The organism is Blastopirellula retiformator (assembly GCF_007859755.1).
Classification (GTDB): Bacteria; Planctomycetota; Planctomycetia; order Pirellulales; family Pirellulaceae; genus Blastopirellula; species Blastopirellula retiformator.
The window spans coordinates 1,063,171-1,085,602 of record NZ_SJPF01000002.1; the positions used below are offsets into that span (position 1 = coordinate 1,063,171).

Sequence of the window (22,432 nt, forward strand, 5' to 3'; positions counted from 1 at the left end):
TCCGCCGCGGTTACGTCTTGCGAGAAAAAACTAGCGAGGAATCAGGCCGTTTTGCGGACGAGCCGTTTGGGTATCGCCAGGCGGACGAACGCCATTGTTGAGCATCGCCAGGACGTCCTGGGTGATGTCGATCCGGTTTTGGTAGATCACCGGGCGATTGATTCCTTCGAGAACCGACTGACGATTTTCAGCTTCGATCTCGGTGCTGTTGTAACGCAGGACCAAGGCGATGTTGTTACGTTCGGCGAACGCAGCGACGGTACGCTTGACCTGATCGTAGACGTTGAAGTAAATCCGGGCTTCCTTTTCCATGAAGTCCTTCTTCTGCAGCGTCATTTTGACTTGCAGTTCCGATTGCTGACGAGCGACTTCTTCTTCTTTGACTTTGTAGTCCGGCGAGCCTGGCTTGTACTGTTGGCTCAGCTCTTGAATCATCTTGGTGATCCGGTCGCGTTCGGCGCCGATCGACTTTTCAGCAGCTTCGACTTCGACCTTGAAGTCTTCCATCTGCCGCTTGAAAAGGGCATGGCCTTTGAAGACCATCGGGATGTCGATGACGGCGACATTGGTGCCCGACTGGGCGTTCGCCGCATCCGCGAGAAAGTTAACGAAAATCGCGGAAACCAAAATCGCGGTCAAAGAAAACAGTCGCTTCACTTTCAGCACTCCTTGCTGTGTTTGAATTTGGTCGTCCTGACCCCGCGGGCGAATGTCGCCGAAAATCGTCGGCTTTACGGGCAGCTCGACGTCTGCGGATGCTGTCAAACGAGCGGCATTCTGCCTGGAAACTGCAAACGGGTAAAGTCCAATATTTCGCACTTCCGTAATCGTGCGAACAGACCCGAACCGGTACGACCGCTAACTCGATTTGGTTCGTCACAATCGAGAATTAAAAACAGCCGTCGACCTAGTACTTATCGGGGCGAAGCTAAGGTTACCGTAAGCGTAATTTCCATTCCAGACCGCATAATCGTCACCTTCGCTTTGTCGCCCGCCTTAAAGGCCCGCAATGCGCCGTCGAAATCTTCGAGCCCGGCGATCTTGCTCTCCCCTAATTTTACGATGATGTCGCCCGCTTTCAGGCCTGCTTTTTCGGCTGGGCTATCGGGAGAAACGCCTTGCAACGCATAGCCTTGGCCAACCACGCTAAAGTCGGGGATGCTGCCGAAATATGGACGGGATCCAGTCCGCCGCTCGGTCGACTCCGGCGCAATCGCAACGTACTGCGGCGGCGCCGGCATCGCATCGATTGCTATCGCAGCATCCGCCAGCATGCTGGCGATGCGACGAATGCCCGCGATATCAAGCTTCTCGACATCGTCGCTCGGCCGGTGATAGTCGTCGTGCGTGCCGGTAAAGAAGTGCATCACTGGAATCTCTTTGGCGTAGAACGACGCGTGATCGCTGGGGCCGAACCCGCCCGGATCTTTGGTGACGGCGAACTTGTAGTTCTCATTCAGCTTGTCGATCAGCGCGTCGAACTCTTGGGCCGTGCCGCTGCCGCTGATGATCAACTTGTCGTCGGTCAGGCGGCCGACCATGTCCATGTTGAGCATCGCGACCGTCTTCTCCAGATCGAGCACTGGATGCTTCACGTAGTAGGCGCTGCCGAGCAGCCCGCGCTCTTCGCCGGTGAACCCGATAAAGACGATCGTCCGCTGCGGCTTGCCGTCGCGACTAACGATCTGGCGTGCGGTTTCAAGCAGCGCGACCGCGCCGGAGGCGTTGTCGTCGGCGCCGTTATGAATCTCATGCGTCCAAGGCGCCAGGCTCCCTTCGCCCCCATAGCCGATGTGGTCGTAGTGAGCGCCGATCAAGACGATCTCTTCAGCCTGCGGGCCTTCTCCTTTCAGCACGCCGATCACGTTGCTGATCTCCGCCTTTTCGCGAATCACGTCGGTCTGCCCGATCGCTTTCCAGTTGGCGATCACCCGGCTGTGCGGCTGTTTGTCGTCGTTGATTGCGGTTTCCATTTCGACCAGCGACTTGCCAAGCGCCGCTTGCACCACCGGATCGATCGCACTTCGCAGCACGAAATAGACAGGCAACTCGGGATGGCTTTCGTCGCTGCCGGCGCCCATAAAGGGGAGCACTTCGTCCGTTCCATCTTTCAGCTTGGCGCCGCTGTCGGCGATCGTTTTGGCCAGATCGGTCAGCTTGTCGCGCAGCTCCACCTTTTTGTCGGCGGCGGCATCGTCCCCCAGCGCATCGTACTCGGCCTGAACTTTGGCGATATCGGCGATGGCGGTGTTCCAAACGTTTTGTTGATCTTCAACGCGGGTTTCGATCTCGCCGAGATTGTTGACCATGATCACCGCCGCGGCGCCATGCTGATAGGCGTTGGAGATCTTGCGACTGAAGGTGGCATGACGCGTCGGATGGGGACCGCCGAAGGGGCTGTGCGGATTGTGGGGATCGCCTTGCGGCTCTTTCCGCAGCATCAACACCGCTTTCCCTTTAACGTCGAGACCGGCATAGTCGTCGTATTCCAAGTCAGGCGCCGTGATACCATAGCCAACAAAGACGATTGGCAGATCAAACTTGCCGCTACCGCCGGCGGCGAGCGGATTGAACTGCTCGCCCAAGACGAGCGGCGTTACCTCCTTGGTCTTGGGGCCGACCAACTTCAGCGTGTTTTTTTCATCCGGGCCCAGCTTCGCTTCGGTGACGACCTCAAACTTTTGAAACGGCTGACCGCCGACCGCCGTCATATCGAGCCCGAGCTCTTTCATCTGCTCGGCCATAAACTTGGCCGCTTTGCTAAGCCCGGCGGTGCCGACGCCGCGCCCTTCCAACTCGTCGGAAGCGAGAAAACCGACGTTGTCGCGAATTCGCGATTCCGCCGCCTTGTTGGCCGCTTCTCTATTGGCGACATCCGTTTCCGCCATCAGAGGGGAAACCAAGAGGGGGCAAGCGATAAGTACGATCAGCCACGTCTGTTTGATTCGCATTTTTTTTGCGCTATCCGAGAATTGCGGAAAAAGGTGGGGCATCGGCGTAGAACTGATTCTTTTCCAGCGGCGAGCGCCGGTCAACTGCCTGCGCGTCAAGCGTCATTGCTCGACCCCGCGCCGAGCCGATAAAATGGGCCAATCTTCGATTCGCCAGCTACGGGAGCAAGACGTGCCGTCCCTTTTCGTGATTCAGGGCAACGATCAAGGAAGACGTTTCGAACTGAACGACGCGGTCACCTCGATCGGTCGTGATCGGACCAACACGATTCAATTGCATGATACCGAGATTTCTCGCCGTCATGCCGAAATTCGGTTGGACGGTTCGCGGTACGAACTGATCGACCAGGAAAGCTCCAACGGCTGCTTCATCAACAACGAACTGGCCAACCGCGGCTACTTGACCAGTGGCGATCGCGTCCAATTGGGCCGAACGTTGATGATCTTTACGCATGCCGAGACCGCCAGCGAGGTCCGCGACGCCCACCGCGATCCGCTGATCCGGCAAGAAAACGTGCCCGATGGTTCGCGGATCATCCGGACCGTCCATCACAGCGAGGGGAGCCAGATCTTCATGCTCCCCGGCGGCGAAGGCCCTGAAACCGAGTGGTTCACCACCGCCCGGGCCAACCTGCAGTTGATGTATCACACGGCGCTGGCCGTCAGCCGCACGCTCGATATCGATCAGTTGCTCGACTACATCATGGGGTTGGTCTTCGATTGGATCGACGCCGATCGGGGCTGCGTGATGCTGCTTGACGAAGAGTCGATGCATTTCACCCCCAAAGCCCGCCGCTTTCGCCCTGGCCGCCAAGGCGCCGACGAGGCGATCGTGATCAGCCGCACGATTCTCGACTTTGTACTCGAGAAACGGGAGGGCGTGCTCACCACCAACGCCAGCGACGACAGTCGCTGGGATCCGGCCGGCAGCATTATCACCCAAGGGGTACGCGAAGCGATCTGCGTGCCGATGCAAGGTCGTTATGGCATTGTTGGGGCGATCTATCTCGACACGTTCACCGCCCCTGGCGACGCCGCTCTACAAAAGAAGCGTCGCTTTAACGACGATCACCTGAAGCTGATGGTCGCCGTCGCCCACCAGGCGGCTCTAGCCGTCGAAGATACCAACTACTATTCGGCGGTCGTGCAGTCCGAACGTCTGGCCGCCGTCGGTCAGGCGGTCGCTGCGATTTCGCACCATGTGAAGAACATCCTGCAAGGGATCCGCGGCGGCAGCTACCTGGTCGAAGAAGGGATCAAAGGGACCGACGTTCCGCTGATCGAGAAAGGCTGGGGCATCGTCGAGCGGAACCAGGAGCGGATCTCGACCCTGGTGATGGACATGCTCTCGTACAGCAAAGAGCGAGAGCCTGATCTGACCGCGGCCAACGTCAACGATACGGTCGGCGACGTCGTCGAACTGATGCAGTCCCGCGCCGCCGAGTTTGGCGTCGCACTCAACTACACGCCGCTGCCGCTTGAGATCCAACTGATGTTCGATGTCGAGGGCCTGCACCGCGCGGTGCTGAACGTCTTGTCGAACGCGATCGACGCCTGCCAGACGGTCGAAACGCCGAAGGTCGACGTCACCGTTTCGCTCGACGAGCAGACGCATCGGCTCAACATTGACGTCGTCGACAACGGCTGCGGCATTCCGCCGGAGAAGATTGATTCAATCTTCACCGCGTTTGAGTCGTCCAAAGGCAACCGCGGCACCGGGCTCGGTCTACCAGTCAGCCAGAAGATCCTCCGCGAACATGGGGGAGACATCGTGGTCGAAAGTTCGCCCGGGGCCGGAAGTCGCTTTACGCTTTACTTCCCGGCCCATATCGCGGCGCCGTCGCCATCGCCGCTCGATCGCCCCACGCAAATGGATTAGCAACCGACGTTGTCGGCAGGAAGCATCAATCCGCGATCGTCCCTTACACCGGCAGACGCCACGCCGTTTGAGCTAAGAATCCGCCAATTCGCTTCCGACTTGGCTTTGATGCTTCCTGCGGCTGCGCCGCCCAGATAGCGGAGCTATCTGGGCTAACCCCAAAATCGAATTTAACCCTTGTAGCCTGCCGGCTTGCCAACAAACGGGTTCTCTTCGATCTCCTCGGCGATCGTCGTCGCGGGCCCATGCCCGGGATAAACGACGAAATCCCCCGGCAAGGTGAAGAGCTTGTTGTGAATCGCATCCCGCAGATCGCCGAAGTCGCCATCGAAGAAGTCGGTGCGGCCGATGCTGCCGGCGAACAGGACGTCGCCGCCGAGAATCGCCTGGGCGTCATGGATGACGAAAACAACGTGTCCAACCGAGTGCCCTGGGGCCTCGCGGACTTCGAGCTGGATGCCGGCCAGATCGAGCACGTCCCCCTCGTCGACCACCTGATCGGCCGGGGGGCTGATCAGGGCCAGCCCGAACCCCGCCGAGAGATTCTTCTGCGGATCGTTCAGTTTTTCGGCGTCGCCGCGGCCGATAATCAGCGGCGCGTCGGGATAAGTCTTTTTGAGGTCAGCATTTCCGCCGATGTGATCGCTGTGCCCGTGCGTGTTGAGGATGGCGACCGGGGTCAGCTGATTCTGCTTGAGAAAGTCGAGAATCTTGTGGGGCTCAAGACCGGGATCGACCACCAGGCAGTCGCTGGAATCGACTTTTCGGACAATGTAAGTATTCTCATCAAACGGCATGCTGATGATCGCGTCGATTTCTAACACCGAGTTTCTCTCTCCACAATTTTGGCTGGTTTCGGTAGACTCTAGCGATTGGATCAGTTAAACGTGAGTTTAGGCAATCCGTGCCGGTCCGCGCCGTTATTGTAATTTTTCCGCCGCGGTAGGGCGATAAGACCGAAGTGCCGCCAAATATCGGCAGCTCCCGGTGAACCGACGCCCCGGTCGTTACGAATCAAACGTATACGAGTCCTAACGCGACGCATGGAAGCCGCGTGACGCAAGAATATCAGGGAGAATGAAGATGGCCGAGCCTACTCTTTCGCGACGCCGACTATTGTTGGCCGCCCCGGCTTTGTCGCTGGGCGCCGCCTCTTTGCTACGTGGCGAAGAAGGCCGCAGAAACATGAAGGAACCGGTTTACCGCGTTTCCAACAATCCGAACACCACCCAGCCGGTCGCCGCTCAGCACCCGCTGACCCCGGCGGTCGAGATGGCCAAGCGCGCCTTGAATCGCATCGACCAATCGGTCCGCGACTATCAGTGCACGCTGGTCAAGCGCGAACAGATCAACGGGAAAGTGCTCGACCCCGAGTACATGGACACCAAGATCCGTAACGAGCAGGTCGACGCCAATGGCAACATCGTCGCCCCGTTCAGCGTTTACATGAAGTTCGTCGCCCCGGCCGCCGTAAAAGGTCGCGAGGTGATTTATGTGAAGGGTCACAACAACGGCAACCTGGTCGCCCACGAAGGTGGCAAGCTGTTGAAGTTGGTGACCGTGCCGCTCGATCCGAACGGCATGTTGGCGATGCGGAACAACCGCTACCCGATCACCGAGATCGGCATTCGCAACCTGATCGTTCGCTTGATCGAAGTCGCCGAAGAAGACATGCGTTACGGCGAATGCGAAGTGAAGTTCTACCAGGGCGCCAAGATCAACGATCGGGTCTGCACCGCGATCGAAGTGATCCACCCGACCCCGCGCTCGAACTTCCGCTTCCACAAAGCGCACATCTTCATCGACGACGAACTGCAACTGCCGATTCGCTACGCCGCGTGGGACTGGCCCAAAAAGGCGGGCGAACAGCCGATGCTGTTTGAAGAATACACCTACAGCAACCTGAAGCTGAACAACGGCTTCACTGACACCGACTTCGACACCAAGAACCCGGCCTACGAGTTCTAGTGGAAGCGGCGGTAGATCGAACTACGACAAGGCGAACTCCCGGTGAGGTCGCCTTTTTTCGTGCGCTTGTCGCTCGACTAGATTCGGATTGACTCGCGAGCACGCTTCAAGATAGAAAGCTCTCTTCGCCCCTCCCAGGGACAAACCCTTCCACCACCTTATTGAGGTCGATGGCGATGAGAACTTCAGTCGCTCTCCTAGCGTTTGTATTGCTTGGCGCGTTTGGCGATGCAAATTCGTTCGCCGAAGATCTTACAAACGACGCATCACCAACTGCCACCGCGCAGCACGACGATGCCGTTCCCGACAATCTAACAAAACTATTTTCCTACAAGCTCGCCTACCGCCCCGCGACCGATAAAGAAGGTGCGGCGTTCACTGCAACGCTCACGAATGTATCAGGGCGTAAGCTAGAAGTTGTGGGGTTATACGCCAATTCGTTTGAAGGCCTGATTGATGTTGTTCGGCCCAACGATAAACCATTCCATCTGATGGACCGAGAGTACAGTATCCGTTTGGGAATGCTTAACACGGTTCCCTTTGGTGAGGAGTTGGCGGCCAACCAGACGCTGGAATGGCATATCCCGGTCGAATCTCTCAACGTGACGTGTGATCATCTATCAACATCTATGTCGATCACGATCGATGTGGAGAACCTTGATCGATATGGGACGCAAGCGACGCCCAAATTACTCTCAGGCGGCAAGGTCTGCAGCAGGATAGGCGTTCGCGTTTCAATGCCTCCAGTGAATCCTAAGACCGAATGGAAAACCAACTACTCAATCCTCACCTCGAACACGATTGAGATCCCCGCTGAGTCCAAACGCTAGTCGTCTCTTCGCCCCTCCCGTTGGTCGAGCCCTTCCACCACCTAACCAAGGTCGATGTCGATGAGGACTGCGTTTCCACTACTGGCCTTCGCGCTTCTCCTCCTGCCTAGCACCGCGTTCTTGTTGGCGGAGGAGCCTGCCGGCGATGCCTCACCCGAGGTCGTAGCGCTCGGCGAAGCGGACGACACCGGCCGCTATTCGCATCTCCTTTCCTATGAGCTCGCTTACCGCCCACCCACCGCTCAAAAAGAGGCGGAGTTCGTTGCGACGCTTGCTAACGTATCGGATCGTACGCTGAAGCTCATGGTAGATCGTCAGTCGTTCGATTCCGAAATCGAAATAACGCCATCTGGCGGCAGGCCGTACGCGGTGATGACTGAACGCGGTCGGAATGGGCACCTGTTTGGCAATACAGTACCTCACTTGTCCTCGGAGGAACTCGCCCCAGGAAAATCGATTACCTGGCGCCTGCCGTTAAGCTCTTTACGCTACCTTTGCCTTGAGATTCCAGATGACATTTCGATGGTTAACTCTCTCGAGGACTTCAACGCCCGAATCGACGCCAATTTCGATCGTTCACCCTCCCCGGAGTCGTTGGCGGGTTGCAAAGCACATACGACGATCTACGTAGCCGTCGTCCCGGAAATGGAAAACGGCCCCTTCTCGTCAGTGAACGGACGCAAGACGTCGAACGTGGTGAAGATACCACCGCTCAAAAAGAAGTAGTCACGACTTACTGCGGCAGCCGCAACGTAATACCCGGCTTCATCTGATCAGGATAGTCGCCAATCACGTCGCGGTTTAGTCGGAACAACTCTCCCCAGCGCGACGCGTCTCCCAACATCCGCCGGGCGATTACTGCTAAGTCGTCGCCTGGCTGCACGATGTAAGTCGTGGCCGGCGGTTGCGGCGGATTGGCGAGCGGCTGGGGCGTCTGCGTGGGTACCAGGCGTTGCCCCGGGATAAAGCTGCCGCTCTCGATCATCTGCTGTACCCAAGCCGGATCGGCCTGCTTGGTAACGCCCTGCTCGACGTCATTGGCGACTTCGATGGTCGGGGGCAAGCGATGCGGCGTGTTGTCGGCGACCGGCGCCGCGACCTTGGTCGTACTGGCGTTTTGGGCCGGGACGTATTGCTTGGCCGGCAGCGTCGCCGAGGCGGCCGTCGAAGCGAAGGCGCGATTCAGTCGCGGTTGTGGCTTCGGCTTGGTCGCTGTCGCGACTGGCGTTTGGACAGGCTCAAGCTTCCTCTCGCCAGTCTTCCAAGCAGGCGCGGCAGACGCAATCTCCCGCGGGGCAGCGGTCACGACCGGGCGAGACGGCAGCGGCTGCGCTTCGACCAGCGGCGCCGGTTTGATCACTGCGGCGACCGGCGGCGCTGCGGGCTTCGGCTCGGTTGGCTTCTCACCCACGAAACGAAGCGACGCTTGGGGCGATGTCTCGGCAGCCGGCGCTTCCGCGACTGCGGTCGGCGGTGGGCTGTAGGTCGACGGCTCACCCAGCGATACCGCCGGAGCAAGCGACTCGGTCGCCGCCGACTGCGCCGCTTTTGAACCAGTCATACTGCTGGCCAATCGTGAGGCCAGCGAACCGAGCAACGAGCCAGCGCTCGACATGATCGGCACTGCATTGTTGTCGTTTGATTTCTCTTCCGCTGCGGCAGGCGCCGGATCTGAATTCGTCGAGAAACGCGACTTGAGCGCCGCCATCGAATCGGCGGCGAGTGACGCCAGCGGCTCGGCTGATTTCTCCACGGTCGGTTCGCTGGGGGCAGGCGTCTCCTGCGGCGGAGCCGAGAATCGGCTGGCGAATTTGCTCAGCGGCGGAGCAGCTTCAATCGGCGTATCGTCGATCTCAGCGACCGGTTTTGCAGTCTTCTCGGCGGGATTGGCGGCAACTTGATCCGCGTCCATCGGAATCGCGAATCGGGACGCCGGCGAGGCGGTTGGCTGCGTCGCTTCCGCGCTAGCCTCGCTCGGCTCTTGATAGACGTAGGTCGCGGTTGGCTGTGCGGGGATGGTGATCGTCGGCACGAGCGACGGTTTGCCGGGGACTTGATCGGCAGGAATGGTCGGCGCCGGGCCATGGTCTCGGGCGACCTGCGCAAGCAGCCACATCCGCTTGACGGCAGCGTACAAGAGGATCGCGGCCAGACAGCCAACGATCGCAAATCCGATTCGAGCTTCCTTGCGCACGGTGTTCACTCCTTGCAACCGCCTCCTTCCTTACGGCCGGCAGTCGACGCTAGCTGGAGCCGCTATTTGACTCAAGCCCAATTCCTCGCATTGGCGCACTAGACGCGACGCGCTACACGCAGCTTCGCGCTGCGACTGCGAGGGTTTCGTAATATCTCCTCCTCGGTAGGGATTATCGGCTTTTTGGTCACCGGTTCGAGGCGTGGATCTTCGCGAAACGCTTCTTTTACTCGGCGATCTTCCAGCGAGTGGAAGCTGATGATGGCGATTTTGCCGCCTAAGCGGATGAAATCAGGCGCCGTCTGCAGGATGCTTTCAAGCGAGCTAAGCTCTCGGTTCACAGCAATTCGCAGCGCTTGGAAGGTGCGCGTCGCCGGATGAATCCGCTCGCGAGCGCCGCGGGCCGGGTAGCAGCTAGCACAAAGTTCGGCCAAGTCATTCGCGAGCAGAAACGGCTTTTCCTTCCTCCGCAAGCAGATCTTCTTAGCGATGCGGCGGCTCAAACGCTCTTCGCCATTTTGGTAGATGACGTCGGCCAGGTCTTTCTCCGATAACAGGTTCACCAGGTCGGCGGCAGTGTCTCCCTCGGTATCGTCGAACCGCAAGTCGAGCGGTCCGTCGGAGTCAAAACTGAAACCACGATTGCGATCGGCCAACTGATCGCTGGAGAGGCCCAGGTCAAGCAGCAGCCCGTCGATCTGGTCGATCTCAAGCTCCTGAAGGACGCCAGGAAGCTCGCTGAAGTTGCGCTGCGTTACTTTGATTGGCAGGCCGCGTAACGACTGCTCGGCTCTCTGGAGAGCCGCCAGGTCGCGATCACAGGCAATCACCAATCCCTCGTCACCGACGCGCTCGGCCAACTGCCGCGTATGCCCGCCGCCGCCGAGCGTTCCGTCAGCAAAGGTCTGCCCCGGCTGCGGATCGAGATAGTCGATCACCTCTTGCGGGAGGACGGAAACGTGAACAGTTGAACTCATGGCAAAAACGCAAAATCGTGCGGAAAAACAGGGCGAAACGCGAACCGTCCAGCTTACCCGATCGCCGTACAAAGGATAGTGGCTCCCTTACGGCGGGTAGCCCAGAAAGCTCCGCTTTCTGGGCCGACAAAGTCGGCAGGAGGCATCACGCCGAGATACGAAGAATCTCGGAGTTCACAACACCGTTGAAGATGGTAGCCGTCGCCGTAGAATCCAACCGCGACTTGATGCTTCCTGCGGCTGCGCCGCCCAGATAGCGGAGCTATCTGGGCTAACCATGGTCGCCTCAAAAAAGAAAAAAACCTCGCCGCAGGCGCATCCATGCGCCCGGCATCGGCGAGGTTGGCGAAGTCGGCCGCTGCACTTGCCGCTTCGCCTACAGTTCGTCGGGCCGAGAGATTCCTTCCCCCCAACATGACGAACGGACGGACGTCGAATTCGAGATCGTGTAATCACGATTCGCCTAAAGGTAAGAATCGTTACGAACCGGTCAAGTTGCGTTTTCCGCAAGGATGACCGCTAGCACAAATCGCTAGCACGCCTAAAGAATGACGCCGCTAGGCGCTACGGCCGACGAGGTTTTTTGGAGAAAATCTCAGCGGCGTTTCGGGGGCGACGCTAGCATCTCGTCCAAGGAGCGCGCCGCGCAGCGATAGATCTTCGCATGTCGATTCACCATTTTGTCGAGCGTGAAGTGCGACTCGATCCGCGCGCGATTCGCTTCGCCCAATTCGACCCGCAATTCTGGATCGGCCGCTAGCGCCGCCACGCGTTCGGCGAACCCCTCGGCATCGCCAGCGGCGGACAATTGCGTCTGCTGGAGCGGCCCCAACAGTTGTGCGACCCCTTCGACATCGGTCGCCACGACCGGTAACCGAGCCGCCATCGCCTCGATTAGCGCGTTCGGCATTCCTTCCCATCGCGACGACAGCAAGAACAGATCGGCGTCGGTCAATAATTGCGGCACGTCGGCGCGACGACCGAGAAACTGGACGCGATCAATCAGGTGCAGCTTGCGAGCCTGATCCTTCAGCGCACTCTCTTGCGGACCGGCGCCGACAATTTGTAATTCCCAGTCGTCGCTCGACAGCAGCGCGTCTCGCAATGTATCGAGCAGCCAATCAAATCCCTTTTGCGGATCCAAGCGGCCGACGGCGATCATCCGCTTGCGGCCGTCGACCTGCTTCAGTCCGACGTCTTGCGCGGTCTGCTCGTCGAACTCGGCCAAGTCGATTCCGTTGGGGGTAACCAACGATCGGACCTGCAGCACGTCGCGGGCAAACTCCTTCAGCTTGCGGCTGACGACCAGCGTCAAGTCGGCTTGCCGGGCATAATAGCTTTGCAGCCATCGTCGCCACGAACCCTGTTCGGCAACCCGCAGTCCATGGATTAACTTCGCCTGACGGCGGCGGCCCAGCGCCATACTGGTAGCGACGTTGGCGTGAAACAGAAAGCTATGCACCACATGCGGTTTGCCGGCCGAGATCATCCGCGACAAGCGGCGCACCGCCATTGGCAGGCGCCATTTCGAGTCACAATTGAGAAACGAGACGCCAATCCCTTCTTCCTCCAACTGTCGAACCAGGACATCCCGCCCCGGCGCCGGTCGCGACGCCAGCGAGATGACCGCCACGTCAAACTCGGTCCGATCGATCCGCGTCGCCAAATTGGCGAGACAGCGCTCGGCGCCGCCCACTTCCAACTCGGTAATTACGAGCGCCACTCGGATCTGCTGCTGTGGGTCAGAGAAAGTTTTTGCTGGCGTCACGGTCACTCTTCTGGCGGCCTCGGGTAGAAAAAAAGAGCGGTTGCCATCTATATTACAAAATTGCGTCGCATGCTAACCTTTCGACGCCGACGCCCTTAAAGCCCCCGCCTTATGACCAGCATCGAACAATACGACTATAAACTACCGAAAGAGTTGATTGCGCAAGAGCCGCTCGAAAAAAGAGCGGACGCCCGACTTTTGGTGGTTGATCGGAAATCGGGAGAACTCGAGCATCGCCATATTCGAGATCTCCCCGAAATTTTACTTCCTTCCGATCATCTCGTCCTGAACAACACCAAGGTGGTGCCGGCGCGGCTGGTTGGACGCCGCACGCTGACCGGCGGACGTTGGCAAGGGCTCTATCTAGAATCAGACGTCAACGGACATTGGCTCGTTCTGGCCAAGACCCGCGGCAAGATCGCTCCTGGCGAAATGGTGACGCTGGAAGATCGCGAGACGAAAGAAGACATCTCGCTGAAGCTGATCGCCAGCCTCGGCGCCGGCATGTGGGCGGTCGAGCCGCAGTCGAGCGAGTCGACGCTGGAGATTTTGGATCGCGTCGGCCGCGTTCCCCTGCCTCACTACATTCGTGAGGGGGAAATGATGCCGGACGATTGGAAACGATATCAGACGGTCTTCGCCGAACAGCCTGGCGCCGTCGCCGCGCCGACCGCCGGTTTGCACTTCACGACCGAGTTGATGAAAAAGATCTCGGCCAACGATCGGATGATCGACTACGTGACGCTGCATGTCGGCATCGGCACGTTTCGCCCGGTCTCGGTCGATCAGCTCGAAGAGCATGTGATGCACAAAGAGTGGGGCGAAATTCGCGAGTCGGCCGTCGAGCGCATTCAAGAAACCAAAGAAGCTGGCGGCCGCACCATCGCCGTCGGCACCACAGTGGCTCGCGTGTTGGAAACGGCCGCGCGGTCGGGCAAACTGCAGCCATGGCGCGGTCAGACCGATCTGTTCATTCGCCCGCCGTTCGACTTCCATGCCGTCGACGCGCTGCTGACCAACTTCCACCTACCGAAGTCCACCTTGTTGGTGCTGGTGCGAACCTTCGGGGGGAATGAGCTGATGCGAGAAGCCTACGCTGAAGCGATCCGCGAAGAGTACCGCTTCTACAGCTACGGCGACGCGATGTTGATTGTGTAAGTAAAGACCGCCGAGTCGTGACGGGCGCCGTTGCCACGTCTTCGTGGCAACGAATTTGTCTGATAACTTCGCAAATGCAGGCCCTTTGATTTCGGCGACTTCTCCCTTGGGATTGTCGTCCAACAAGTCATCGAAGCACAGTCATTGCCACGAAGACGTGGCAACGGCGCCCCACCATCGAAACCCGATCCAATCTCCCCTGGTCGAATCGGCCGGCAAAACCTCGTACAATTCTGCTAGCTGAACAGAGCACGCGTTCCCCCCGCCACGAAAGGAGTCGCCATGAGCATTGCCCAGGTCGAACATATTCTGGTCGTCCCGACCGCCGAATTCCGCAATTTGGGCTATTTCCAGGGCTTCTCTCCCGACGCGCCGCGGTATCTGGAACACCTGCTCCAGCCAGAGCTGATCAGCTTCCGTCCTCGCCCCGAGATGGAAGAGGACCCCAGCTTTAAGCAGCTCATTCCGTACGTCATTTTTGAGTACGTCGACGCCGATGGCCTGCCGTGGGTCTTCCAGTACGTCCGCGGCAAGGGACAAGGCGAAAGCCGGCTGCACAGCAAACGGAGCGTCGGCGTCGGCGGGCATATCTCCAGCGAAGACGCCGCCGAGCATCTCTCCGGCAATCCATACGAAGAGGGAATGCGGCGCGAACTGGACGAAGAAGTCGAAATCGAATGCGAACATGAAATCGAATGCGTCGGGCTGATCAACGACGATCAGAACGCGGTCGGTCAGGTTCACCTGGGCGTCGTCCATCGCTGCCGCGTTACACAGCCGGCCGTTCGGCCGCGAGAAAGCGAAATCATCGAGGCCTGCTTCATGCCGGTCGCCCAATTGATGCAAGAGCTCGATCGCTGCGAAACCTGGTCGAGCATTTGCCTTCAGGCGCTCTACGGTTAGCATAGAGCGGATCCACTTCCGCCGCCTGTGCCGAAACGTCCCGTGACCGCTCGACCGATCTATCTCGATAACCATGCCACGACGCGCGTCGACGAGCGCGTCTTCGCGGCGATGACTCCATACTTCCTGGAAGAGTACGGCAACGCCGGTAGCGTCGGCCATCTGTTTGGCGAAGCGGCGCGCGACGCCGTCGAGAAAGCCCGCGAGTCGATCGCCCGTGATGTTGGCGCCGAGGCGAATGAGATCGTCTTCACCAGCGGCGCGACCGAAAGCAACAACCTGGCGATCCGCGGCATCCTGCAGCAGCGACGACGACGCGGCGATCATGTGATCAGCATCACGACCGAACATAAAGCGGTGCTCGACCCGCTCGCCAAACTCGGCCGCAGCGGCCTTGAAGTAACGCTCCTCTCACCGCAACAGCAAGGCGCCGACAACGCCGGGCAGATCGATCCACAGCAAGTCGCCGATGCGCTGCGTGACGACACCGCCCTGGTCACGATCATGGCGGCCAACAACGAGATCGGCGTCTATCACCCGATTGCGGAGATCGGCCGCCTCTGCCAAGAACGCGGCGTGCCGTTTCATTGCGACGCCACCCAGGCAGTCGGCAAGACGCCGCTCGATTTTCATGCCCTCGGCATCGACCTGGCCAGTTTCACCGCGCACAAGATGTACGGCCCCAAAGGTTGCGGCGGCCTGTACGTACGCAAGCGGGGCAAGCGGATTCGGCTCGAACCCCAAATCGACGGCGGCGGGCAGGAAAAAGGAGCTCGCAGCGGCACCCTAAATGTCCCCGGAATCATCGGTCTGGCGACCGCCCTGCAGCTCTGTCTGGACGAAGCGGCGACCGAAATGCCGCGGCAGGCCGAGCTGCGCGATCAACTGCTGGCCGGGCTCCAGGCAGCGATCGACGGGGTAACGCTGAATGGGCCGATTTGCTCTTCCGAGTTGCGATTGCCGGGCAATTTGAACGTTTCGTTCGCCGGCGTCGACGGCGAGGCGCTGATGATGAACGTTCGCGAAATCGCCGTATCTTCTGGCAGCGCCTGCACTTCGGCGAATCCAGAGCCAAGCCACGTGCTGCAATCGATCGGTTTGTCGGAGGACGCCACGCGCAGTAGCCTGCGATTTGGACTTGGCCGATTCAATACGGCGGAGCATATTGAGTTTGCCGTGGAGCATGTCGCGGCGGCGGTGATCCGGCTGCGAAAGCTGGTCAAACCAGCCTGATTTGCCGTAAAACGGGCCTCAGGCGGCGGGAAAGCGGTTGGCTGGACTTTCCTTTTGCCCGGGCTTCGTATAATTTAGACATCACAATATGTGAAAAGTCTTTTCCCCAAAACAGTTTGAGGAGCGTATACACGATGGCGGTTGAAGTTACCGAAACTGCGGCAGAAGAAGTTCGTCGTATCATCAGCGATGGCAAGCATGACCCTGACACCATGCTGCGTTTGGGCATCTCCGGCGGCGGTTGCAGCGGATTTTCGTATAGCATCACGCTGTCGCAAGATTTCGACGAAGAAAAAGACAGCAAGTACGAATTCCACGGCCTGCCGGTCGTCGTCGACAAGAAGAGCCTCCTGTACTTGGACGGCACCACGGTCGACTTCTACAAAGGCCTGGATCGTCACGGGTTCACCTTCAACAACCCGAACGCCGTAAAGACCTGTGGCTGCGGCAGTTCGTTCCAGGCGTAGTTCGCTTGGCGAAAGCCTCAAAACACAAGAAAAGCCGCGACGGAATCGTCGCGGCTTTTTTTATTGAGTCGCTTTGAAACCGTTCTATTGCTGTAGCAGGCTCAGCACGTTTTGCGGATTCTGGTTGGCGATCCCCAATACCGAGGTGCCCGATTGAACAAGAATCTGGGCTCGCGTCAATCGCGCCGATTCGACCGCGAAGTCGGCGTCCCGGATCGAGCTTTCCGCTTCGGTCAGGTTCGCCAGGGTATCGTTCAGCGAGAAGATGTTCGAGTCGAGCGTCGTCTTCTGAAAGGCGCCCAGTCGACCACGCAGCGACGTCACGACATTGATGACTTCGTCAACGACTCTGGCAGCGCCGCCGATGTCCTGGGTAAGACTCTTGACGCCGCCTGATCGCAGCTCAAACAAACGACCGCTGACGCCGCCCAACGTGGCGGTACTGACGCTCTGAATGCCAAGACGCGCTTGCTGGTTGCTGACCACATCGGGCCCCAGTTGAAACAACGCTCCGCCCCCGACGATCTCAAACTCGAAGGTTTCGCCATCTTCGACGTCTTCCCCCACCGAGAAACTCAAGTCGAGCGACGAAGTGTTGATTGAGGCCCGCAAGCCGTCGCCGATCGCCTGGATGCCGTTGATGCGAACGTCGACGTCCACCCCGGTAGCGCGATCGACGCCGGTGTTGCCGTACTGATCGGTCAGGCCGAAGCTGCCGCTCAGCGATTTCACGCTGACGAATGAGTCGGAACCAAACGTGGTCGTACGGAACGTCAGGCCCAGATCCTCAAGGTCCGAGTTGCCCAGCAGCGAAGCGCCATCCGACGTGCCGGGCACGACTCCTCCGGTCAAGGTCGCCGTATCGTCTCTGGTGATGACGCCGGTCCCTCCCGACACCGCGTTGAACAGCAGACTCAGGTCGATGTCGCCGTCGAGAGCCGCTTTGATGTCGTCGGCGGTGGTGACGCCTTCCTCAATATAGAAAGTGAGAGTCTTTGACGCGGCGTCGTATTCGCCCCGTTCGTCGACGCCGCCGGTAACCAAGTTGTCGTTGACGAATTGAACGGTGACTCCGTCGAATTCGGCGCCTGATTCGACCGCCGTGAACGTTAACTGCGCCGTAGCCCCATTGACCGCGAAGGTGGCGCCGCTGGCCTGAGCGTCAACCGGCTCAGTGCCTTGGGTGGTAAACGCGATGTCCGTTTCGGTCGGCGCCAGGACGCCGCTACCGTCGCTGCCGCCAACATTGGTCACACTGATGCCCCGCTCCTGCAGATAGGCGAGTGCGCTGGCCGCCTGACCGGCGTCCGAGATGAACAGGCTCGGATCGTCGAAGAAGGCGATCAAGTCGTTCGCGGTCGTCTTAATGTCGCCATCTTCGTCCGTTTCCAGATTGATGATCAGCGTCCCGTCACTGACGAATCCGCCGGTCGTTTCAGCCGGGATCGTTAGCTCGGTATAGTCATCCAGAACGTCGCTACCGTCGCTCGTTCCAAAATTGTCCGCCTCAAAGTAGTCGCTGACGTAGTTGTCGTTGTTGATCGCGTCGACGACATTCTGGGCGGTCGAGGTCCCTTCGACGGCGTGAATCACGATCGTTTTGTTCTCTCGGTCGAGCACGACGAATTCGTCGCCGCCGCCGACCAGGTTCACGTCGTCCACAAAGCTGATCGCGTAGCCGTCCGATTCGACCCCTTTTAACTTGGCGGTGATCGAGAACGTACCGTTCGGATCATCGTTCTGGATGATCGATTGCGACAAGCCTTCTACGCGTGGCTCGGAACCCGTATCGATACTGAGCGGAGTGTCGGCGTTGGAAACGAAGCGAATATTGGGCGCTTCGCCTGGCGCTAAGAATTGCAATTCGTTGTTCTCTTCCGGAATGCCGTTGTAGGCGAACGTCGAGAACTCTGTAACTGGATCATGGCCATCGTTCTCAGCGGCCAAAGAAGCGGTCACTTTATCATTGCCAAGCGCTCCGTTGATGGCCGCGACCACGTCATTTGCCGTGGCGACAATGTCCCCACCATCGACGCCATCGGCGAAGGTCCCGACGGCGCCGACTGCCGCGACCGCGCCGCCGCCGGCGCCAGGACCGACCATTTCGACCAAGGCCGACGTGAACAGCGAAGCGACGTGCGGATTGATGGTCGCGTCGTTTAGCGAGGCGACAATTTCGGCGCCGGTCGACGTGGGGTCCTTGTGGATCGTCAGCGTGCTGGCGTTCTGATCGAAATCGGCCGTTTCCGCCCCCTTCGTGCCGGTGTCATCCAAAATGACTTGAATGCCGTTGAAATCGGCGCCAAGTTGATTGGTCGTGATCGAGAACGCATTGTTGCTGCCCGCGGTATCGATCGTCACGGTCGACGCTTCGTAGGCCGAAACGCCCAGGGTCACGTCCAACTTGGCGGGGTCATTACCAACCGGCGCGGTATAGGTGGCCGTCGTCGTGACCGTCGTTCCTTTGGTGTATTTGACACGTACATTGCCAGGCTCGAAGCCAGCTTCATTGGCGGTCAAAATGATGTCGTTGTCGGCGCCAAAGCTGCTGACCGTCAGCGTTCCCTTCGTCGCCGCGGTTTCGACGACCGCTTCTACGCCGGTGGCGTCGGAGACCAGATTGACGGCCGACGCGATTTCTTCAATCGTCGACCCGCGGGCAAAGTTGAACGCCTCGGTGCCGTTGGCGCCGCCGATCTCTAGGACCAGGTTGTCGGCGACCGCGCCAAAACCATAATTCAGTTCCGCCCGGGTCGCTTGCTTCACCACATTGACGGCGACGCCGATCGCGTCCAACGTGCCAAAGTTGGCCTGGTCGATGCGGAGCCCCTCAATCGCCGAGCTATTAACGTTCTGCGTAATGAAATCGAGGTTCCCGTCCAAGAGACGCTTCCCTTGGAACGAGGTGACCTGCGCGATCCGATCGATCGCTTCGAGGGAGGAGTCGACCTGCAATTGGTTCGCGGCAATCTGGTCGTCGCTCAGGGCGCCGGTATTGGCCGCTTCCGAGATCAAACCGCGAATATCATTCAGCAGCGAACTGACCTGCCCCAGCGCGCTATCGGCAGTCGCAATCAGTTGATTGGCCCGCTCGCTGTTGGTGATCGCCTTTTCGACGCTGGTAATATCGCTGCGCAGCGATTCGCTGGCGATCAAACCGGCCGGATCATCTTTACCGCTGTTGATGCGAAGACCGGTGCTGAGCCGCGTCAGCGTGACGTTCAGGTCAGCGTTAGAGCGACCCAAGTTCTTCTGAGCGACAAGCGAACTGACGTTGGTGTTAATGCGAGTCATAGCTGAGCACTTCCCGATCTAACAGAGGCTGTTATGAAGCCAGCACCGTCATCGCACGTATTTATGGGGGAATGGCGCGATCAGGCCGCATTGTTTCGTTCTTCCGAACATTCCGATTAATAGGAAAATTCGACAAACTCCACCTAATCGGATTAGTCAATTACGTGCTGGCGCCCTGGGAATTGAGCTTTTCCTGGAAAGAAAACTGCAGTTTCCTAGCAGGGATTACCGCTGCCTTTGGCGGTGCGAGGCCGCAATTTGCCGAGTGAAGTCACAGCTAGCCAGAGAGAGCGCCCTCGCGTTGCGCACACCTGCAGCACGGTAAACCGCAAGACGCAGCACGGCAGATAACGGCTGAACGGGAAGACGACAGACCGCGCTCCACCGCTGCAGCTACCACTTCCAATCGCGGAGGTTGCTAGCATTGACCACCCGCTCCGCGGGCCAACGACCTTCGTATAGATCGATGATGTTCCGTGCCGCCAGATTCGACATATCGACGATCGACTGCTGGTCGAGCCCCGCCATGTGCGGGCTGAAATAGATGTTCTCGATAGCAAACAGCGGATGACCTTCGCCAGCCGGCTCTTGCTGTAGCACATCGAGGGCGGCGCCGCGCAATTTGCCCCCCTTCATCGCGGCCGCCAGGTCCGGTTCGTCAATCAGGCCGCCCCGGGCCGTGTTAATCAGGAGGGCGTCGTCCTTCATCTGGGCCAGCGTCTGGGCGTTGATCATCCGCTCGGTCTGGGGCGTGCAGGCGGTATGCAGACTAACGACGTCGCTCTGCTTCCAGATCTCTTCCAACGGAACCAGTTCAACGCCGCTGGGCAATTCACTCGGCGTCGAGCGATTGTAGGCGATCACCCGCATTCCCAAGGCGACCGCCATACGAGCCGTTTCTGTGCCAATCATTCCCAATCCAACCACGCCCAGCGTTTTGCCCGCCAGTCGTGGACCGGGGGTGCGGTTCCAGAGCCCGGCCCGTACCTCTTCGTTGCGCTTCACCACATCGCGATAGAGAGCGAAGATCATCCCGATCGCATGTTCGGCGGCCGCCTGGTATCCAGCGCCGGTCGTGCGGCAGACGGCGATGTCATTTTCGGTCGCGGCGGCGACGTCAATCGAGTCGTACCCGACGCCGATTCGGGAAATCACCCGAGTTTTGATTCGCCGCAGAACGCTGGGCGTATAGGCTTCCGTACTGCAGACGACCGCGTCCATTCCGCGTAAGGCTTCCACCAGTTGATCCGCCTTGTTGAGCGACTTCGTGCGATCGGCAAAGTGGACGTCAAAACCAGACTGCCGCAGGATTTCGTAGTAGGGCCAATCGGTGGTGTGGAACAGATGGGCGGTAACGAGAACGGTCGGCATGCCGGGCAGACTTGCGGAAGGAGAAAAATTTGGCAAAACCGAGGTTCTAACGTGAAAACGGGCCCCAATCAATCCGCGGCGCCAGCTTTCCCGATTCGGCCCGATCTCTTAAAATCGGTGGATTACTTAGCAACCACATTCGACGCGAGGGCGGCGTGAATTCAGCGGCCAACATTCATATTATCGGCATCGGCGACGATGGTTTTGACGGACTCACCGCCCAGGCGACGCAGCGAATTGGCGCCGCCGAGCTGATCATCGGCAGCCCGCAAGTGCTGGCCTATGTCGACTCGGTCAAAGCCGAGAAGCTGGCGGTCGGCGCCGACCTGAACTCAATCGTCGACCGCGTCAAAGCGGCCGCCAGTAAGAACATCGTCCTCCTGACCAGCGGCGATCCCCTCTTCTACGGCGTCGCCCGCTATCTTTGCGACGTGATCGGTAAAGAACATTTTGAAGTGCTGCCGCATGTCAGCAGCATGCAGTTGGCCTTCGCCCGCGTCAAAGAAAGCTGGGACGAAGCCTACCTGGCCAACTTGGCGACCCAATCGCTGGAGCGGGTCGTGCAAAATGCGCGGTTGGCCGAAAAGGTCGGCCTGTTCACGACCGACGAAGTCTCCCCGGCCGAAGTCGCCCAGGCGCTGCTCGTCCAAAAGCTCGACTACTTCACCGCTTATGTTTGCGAGAACCTTGGTTCGCCCAACGAACGGGTCACGCAGGGGGAACTGGCCGAGATCGCCGAACAATCGTTTGGCCCGCTCAATGTCATGATCCTGATCCGCAAGCCAGGCGTCCCCGATCGTCCGATCGCGCTGGTCGGCAAACGGCTGTTTGGCAACCCGGACGAAGTCTTCTTGCAGTCGAAGCCAAAGCGGGGCCTGCTCACCTCGGCCGAAACCCGCTCGATCGCCCTCTCGCAAATGGACCTGGGTCCCAACAGCGTCGTTTGGGATGTCGGCGCCGGTAGCGGCTCGGTTTCGATCGAAGCGGCGATGATCGCTTCGGAGGGAATGGTCTTCGCCATCGAAATGGATCCCGAGGACCATGGCGTGATCAAAACCAACGCCGACTCGTTTGGCGTCACCAACCTGACGCCGATTCTGGGCAAAGCGCCCGAAGCCTGGGAAGACCTGCCCGACCCTGACACCGTCTTCATTGGCGGCGCCGGTCGCCAGGTGCATGGCATCGCCGAAGCGGCCTTTGCGCGACTCAAGCCGGGCGGCCGAATCGTGATCAACATCGGCAGCATCGAGAACCTGCACGAAGTGCATGAGTTGCTGCAGAACATGGCCGGCGAAGCCCGAGCGACGATGATCAACATCGCCCACAGCACCTATCAGCTAGAACGGCATCGGTTCGAGTCGCTCAACCCGACCTTCCTGATCACCGCCATCAAACCGGTCAAGTCGTAAGCTGACGACCGACCAACTTCGCGCACCTAG

The 22,432-nt window shown here is 59.2% G+C and carries 17 protein-coding genes; 9 read left to right on the plus strand and 8 right to left on the minus strand.

Going from position 1 to position 22,432, the window contains the following annotated elements:
- Window positions 1–30 precede the first annotated feature (30 nt).
- Both Enr8_RS11580 and Enr8_RS11585 read right to left on the minus strand, forming a co-directional pair.
- On the minus strand, window positions 31–657 hold the full coding sequence (locus Enr8_RS11580) for an OmpH family outer membrane protein (protein WP_186767590.1): 627 nt from the start codon (window positions 655–657) through the stop codon (window positions 31–33).
- Between the two features lie 257 nt (window positions 658–914).
- Window positions 915–2,888 carry a M20/M25/M40 family metallo-hydrolase gene (locus Enr8_RS11585; RefSeq protein WP_186767591.1) on the minus strand — a complete coding sequence of 658 codons (1,974 nt, stop codon included), beginning with the start codon at window positions 2,886–2,888 and terminating at the stop codon, window positions 915–917.
- Between the two features lie 196 nt (window positions 2,889–3,084).
- On the opposite strand from Enr8_RS11585, the gene Enr8_RS11590 reads away from it, so the two are divergent.
- A complete protein-coding gene (locus Enr8_RS11590; RefSeq protein WP_246120047.1) occupies window positions 3,085–4,830 on the plus strand; it encodes an ATP-binding protein in 1,746 nt (581 codons plus the stop codon).
- A gap of 170 nt (window positions 4,831–5,000) precedes the next feature.
- On the opposite strand, the gene Enr8_RS11595 is transcribed toward Enr8_RS11590, so the two are convergent.
- Window positions 5,001–5,654 carry an MBL fold metallo-hydrolase gene (locus Enr8_RS11595; protein ID WP_222434851.1) on the minus strand — a complete coding sequence of 218 codons (654 nt, stop codon included), beginning with the start codon at window positions 5,652–5,654 and terminating at the stop codon, window positions 5,001–5,003.
- A gap of 259 nt (window positions 5,655–5,913) precedes the next feature.
- Here Enr8_RS11595 and Enr8_RS11600 point away from each other — a divergent pair, with 259 nt between their 5' ends.
- The 3 genes from Enr8_RS11600 to Enr8_RS11610 all read left to right on the plus strand — a co-directional run bounded on the left by Enr8_RS11600 (window position 5,914) and on the right by Enr8_RS11610 (window position 8,354).
- Window positions 5,914–6,798, plus strand: a complete 885-nt coding sequence (locus Enr8_RS11600; protein ID WP_186767592.1) for a DUF1571 domain-containing protein — start codon at window positions 5,914–5,916, stop codon at window positions 6,796–6,798.
- A 176-nt stretch (window positions 6,799–6,974) separates the two neighbouring features.
- The gene (locus tag Enr8_RS11605) at window positions 6,975–7,628 is read left to right on the plus strand and encodes a hypothetical protein (protein WP_146431569.1); all 654 of its coding nucleotides are present in this window, start codon (window positions 6,975–6,977) and stop codon (window positions 7,626–7,628) included.
- 60 nt (window positions 7,629–7,688) lie between these two features.
- Window positions 7,689–8,354, plus strand: coding sequence for a hypothetical protein (locus Enr8_RS11610; protein WP_186767593.1), 666 nt, complete (start codon window positions 7,689–7,691; stop codon window positions 8,352–8,354).
- 7 nt (window positions 8,355–8,361) lie between these two features.
- Here the strand turns inward: Enr8_RS11610 and Enr8_RS11615 are convergent, their stop codons facing one another.
- From Enr8_RS11615 to Enr8_RS11625, 3 genes are all read right to left on the minus strand, one after another.
- A complete protein-coding gene (locus Enr8_RS11615) occupies window positions 8,362–9,822 on the minus strand; it encodes a LysM peptidoglycan-binding domain-containing protein (RefSeq protein ID WP_146431573.1) in 1,461 nt (486 codons plus the stop codon).
- 98 nt (window positions 9,823–9,920) lie between these two features.
- The gene (rsmH, locus tag Enr8_RS11620; RefSeq protein WP_146431575.1) at window positions 9,921–10,799 is read right to left on the minus strand and encodes a 16S rRNA (cytosine(1402)-N(4))-methyltransferase RsmH; all 879 of its coding nucleotides are present in this window, start codon (window positions 10,797–10,799) and stop codon (window positions 9,921–9,923) included.
- Window positions 10,800–11,394: 595 nt separating this feature from the next.
- On the minus strand, window positions 11,395–12,522 hold the full coding sequence (locus Enr8_RS11625) for a glycosyltransferase (RefSeq protein WP_186767594.1): 1,128 nt from the start codon (window positions 12,520–12,522) through the stop codon (window positions 11,395–11,397).
- A 156-nt stretch (window positions 12,523–12,678) separates the two neighbouring features.
- Here Enr8_RS11625 and queA point away from each other — a divergent pair, with 156 nt between their 5' ends.
- From queA to Enr8_RS11645, 4 genes are all read left to right on the plus strand, one after another.
- On the plus strand, window positions 12,679–13,725 hold the full coding sequence (gene queA / locus Enr8_RS11630; protein WP_146431579.1) for a tRNA preQ1(34) S-adenosylmethionine ribosyltransferase-isomerase QueA: 1,047 nt from the start codon (window positions 12,679–12,681) through the stop codon (window positions 13,723–13,725).
- Window positions 13,726–14,007: 282 nt separating this feature from the next.
- On the plus strand, window positions 14,008–14,628 hold the full coding sequence (locus tag Enr8_RS11635; protein ID WP_146431580.1) for an NUDIX domain-containing protein: 621 nt from the start codon (window positions 14,008–14,010) through the stop codon (window positions 14,626–14,628).
- Window positions 14,629–14,670: 42 nt separating this feature from the next.
- Window positions 14,671–15,861: a cysteine desulfurase family protein gene (locus tag Enr8_RS11640; RefSeq protein WP_146431583.1), complete on the plus strand. Its 1,191-nt coding sequence runs from the start codon at window positions 14,671–14,673 to the stop codon at window positions 15,859–15,861.
- Between the two features lie 134 nt (window positions 15,862–15,995).
- Complete coding sequence (locus Enr8_RS11645; RefSeq protein ID WP_146431585.1) at window positions 15,996–16,328, plus strand: HesB/IscA family protein; 333 nt, start codon at window positions 15,996–15,998, stop codon at window positions 16,326–16,328.
- An 84-nt stretch (window positions 16,329–16,412) separates the two neighbouring features.
- Here the strand turns inward: Enr8_RS11645 and Enr8_RS11650 are convergent, their stop codons facing one another.
- Both Enr8_RS11650 and Enr8_RS11655 read right to left on the minus strand, forming a co-directional pair.
- On the minus strand, window positions 16,413–19,622 hold the full coding sequence (locus tag Enr8_RS11650; RefSeq protein ID WP_146431587.1) for a flagellin: 3,210 nt from the start codon (window positions 19,620–19,622) through the stop codon (window positions 16,413–16,415).
- Between the two features lie 393 nt (window positions 19,623–20,015).
- Entirely contained in the window at window positions 20,016–20,993 is a 978-nt protein-coding gene (locus Enr8_RS11655) for a phosphoglycerate dehydrogenase (RefSeq protein WP_146431588.1), read from the minus strand.
- A gap of 155 nt (window positions 20,994–21,148) precedes the next feature.
- Here Enr8_RS11655 and cbiE point away from each other — a divergent pair, with 155 nt between their 5' ends.
- Window positions 21,149–22,402, plus strand: coding sequence for a precorrin-6y C5,15-methyltransferase (decarboxylating) subunit CbiE (gene cbiE, locus Enr8_RS11660; RefSeq protein ID WP_146431590.1), 1,254 nt, complete (start codon window positions 21,149–21,151; stop codon window positions 22,400–22,402).
- Window positions 22,403–22,432: the final 30 nt, after the last annotated feature.

Coding starts and splice junctions, on each gene's coding strand:
- Enr8_RS11650 (WP_146431587.1), bottom strand. CDS start 19,622: ATGACTCGCATTAACACCAACGTCAGTTCGCTTGTCGCTCAGAAGAAC.
- queA (WP_146431579.1), top strand. CDS start 12,679: ATGACCAGCATCGAACAATACGACTATAAACTACCGAAAGAGTTGATT.
- Enr8_RS11605 (WP_146431569.1), top strand. CDS start 6,975: ATGAGAACTTCAGTCGCTCTCCTAGCGTTTGTATTGCTTGGCGCGTTT.
- rsmH (WP_146431575.1), bottom strand. CDS start 10,799: ATGAGTTCAACTGTTCACGTTTCCGTCCTCCCGCAAGAGGTGATCGAC.
- Enr8_RS11610 (WP_186767593.1), top strand. CDS start 7,689: ATGAGGACTGCGTTTCCACTACTGGCCTTCGCGCTTCTCCTCCTGCCT.
- Enr8_RS11585 (WP_186767591.1), bottom strand. CDS start 2,888: ATGGCGGAAACGGATGTCGCCAATAGAGAAGCGGCCAACAAGGCGGCG.
- Enr8_RS11590 (WP_246120047.1), top strand. CDS start 3,085: ATGGGCCAATCTTCGATTCGCCAGCTACGGGAGCAAGACGTGCCGTCC.
- Enr8_RS11635 (WP_146431580.1), top strand. CDS start 14,008: ATGAGCATTGCCCAGGTCGAACATATTCTGGTCGTCCCGACCGCCGAA.
- Enr8_RS11600 (WP_186767592.1), top strand. CDS start 5,914: ATGGCCGAGCCTACTCTTTCGCGACGCCGACTATTGTTGGCCGCCCCG.
- Enr8_RS11645 (WP_146431585.1), top strand. CDS start 15,996: ATGGCGGTTGAAGTTACCGAAACTGCGGCAGAAGAAGTTCGTCGTATC.
- Enr8_RS11655 (WP_146431588.1), bottom strand. CDS start 20,993: ATGCCGACCGTTCTCGTTACCGCCCATCTGTTCCACACCACCGATTGG.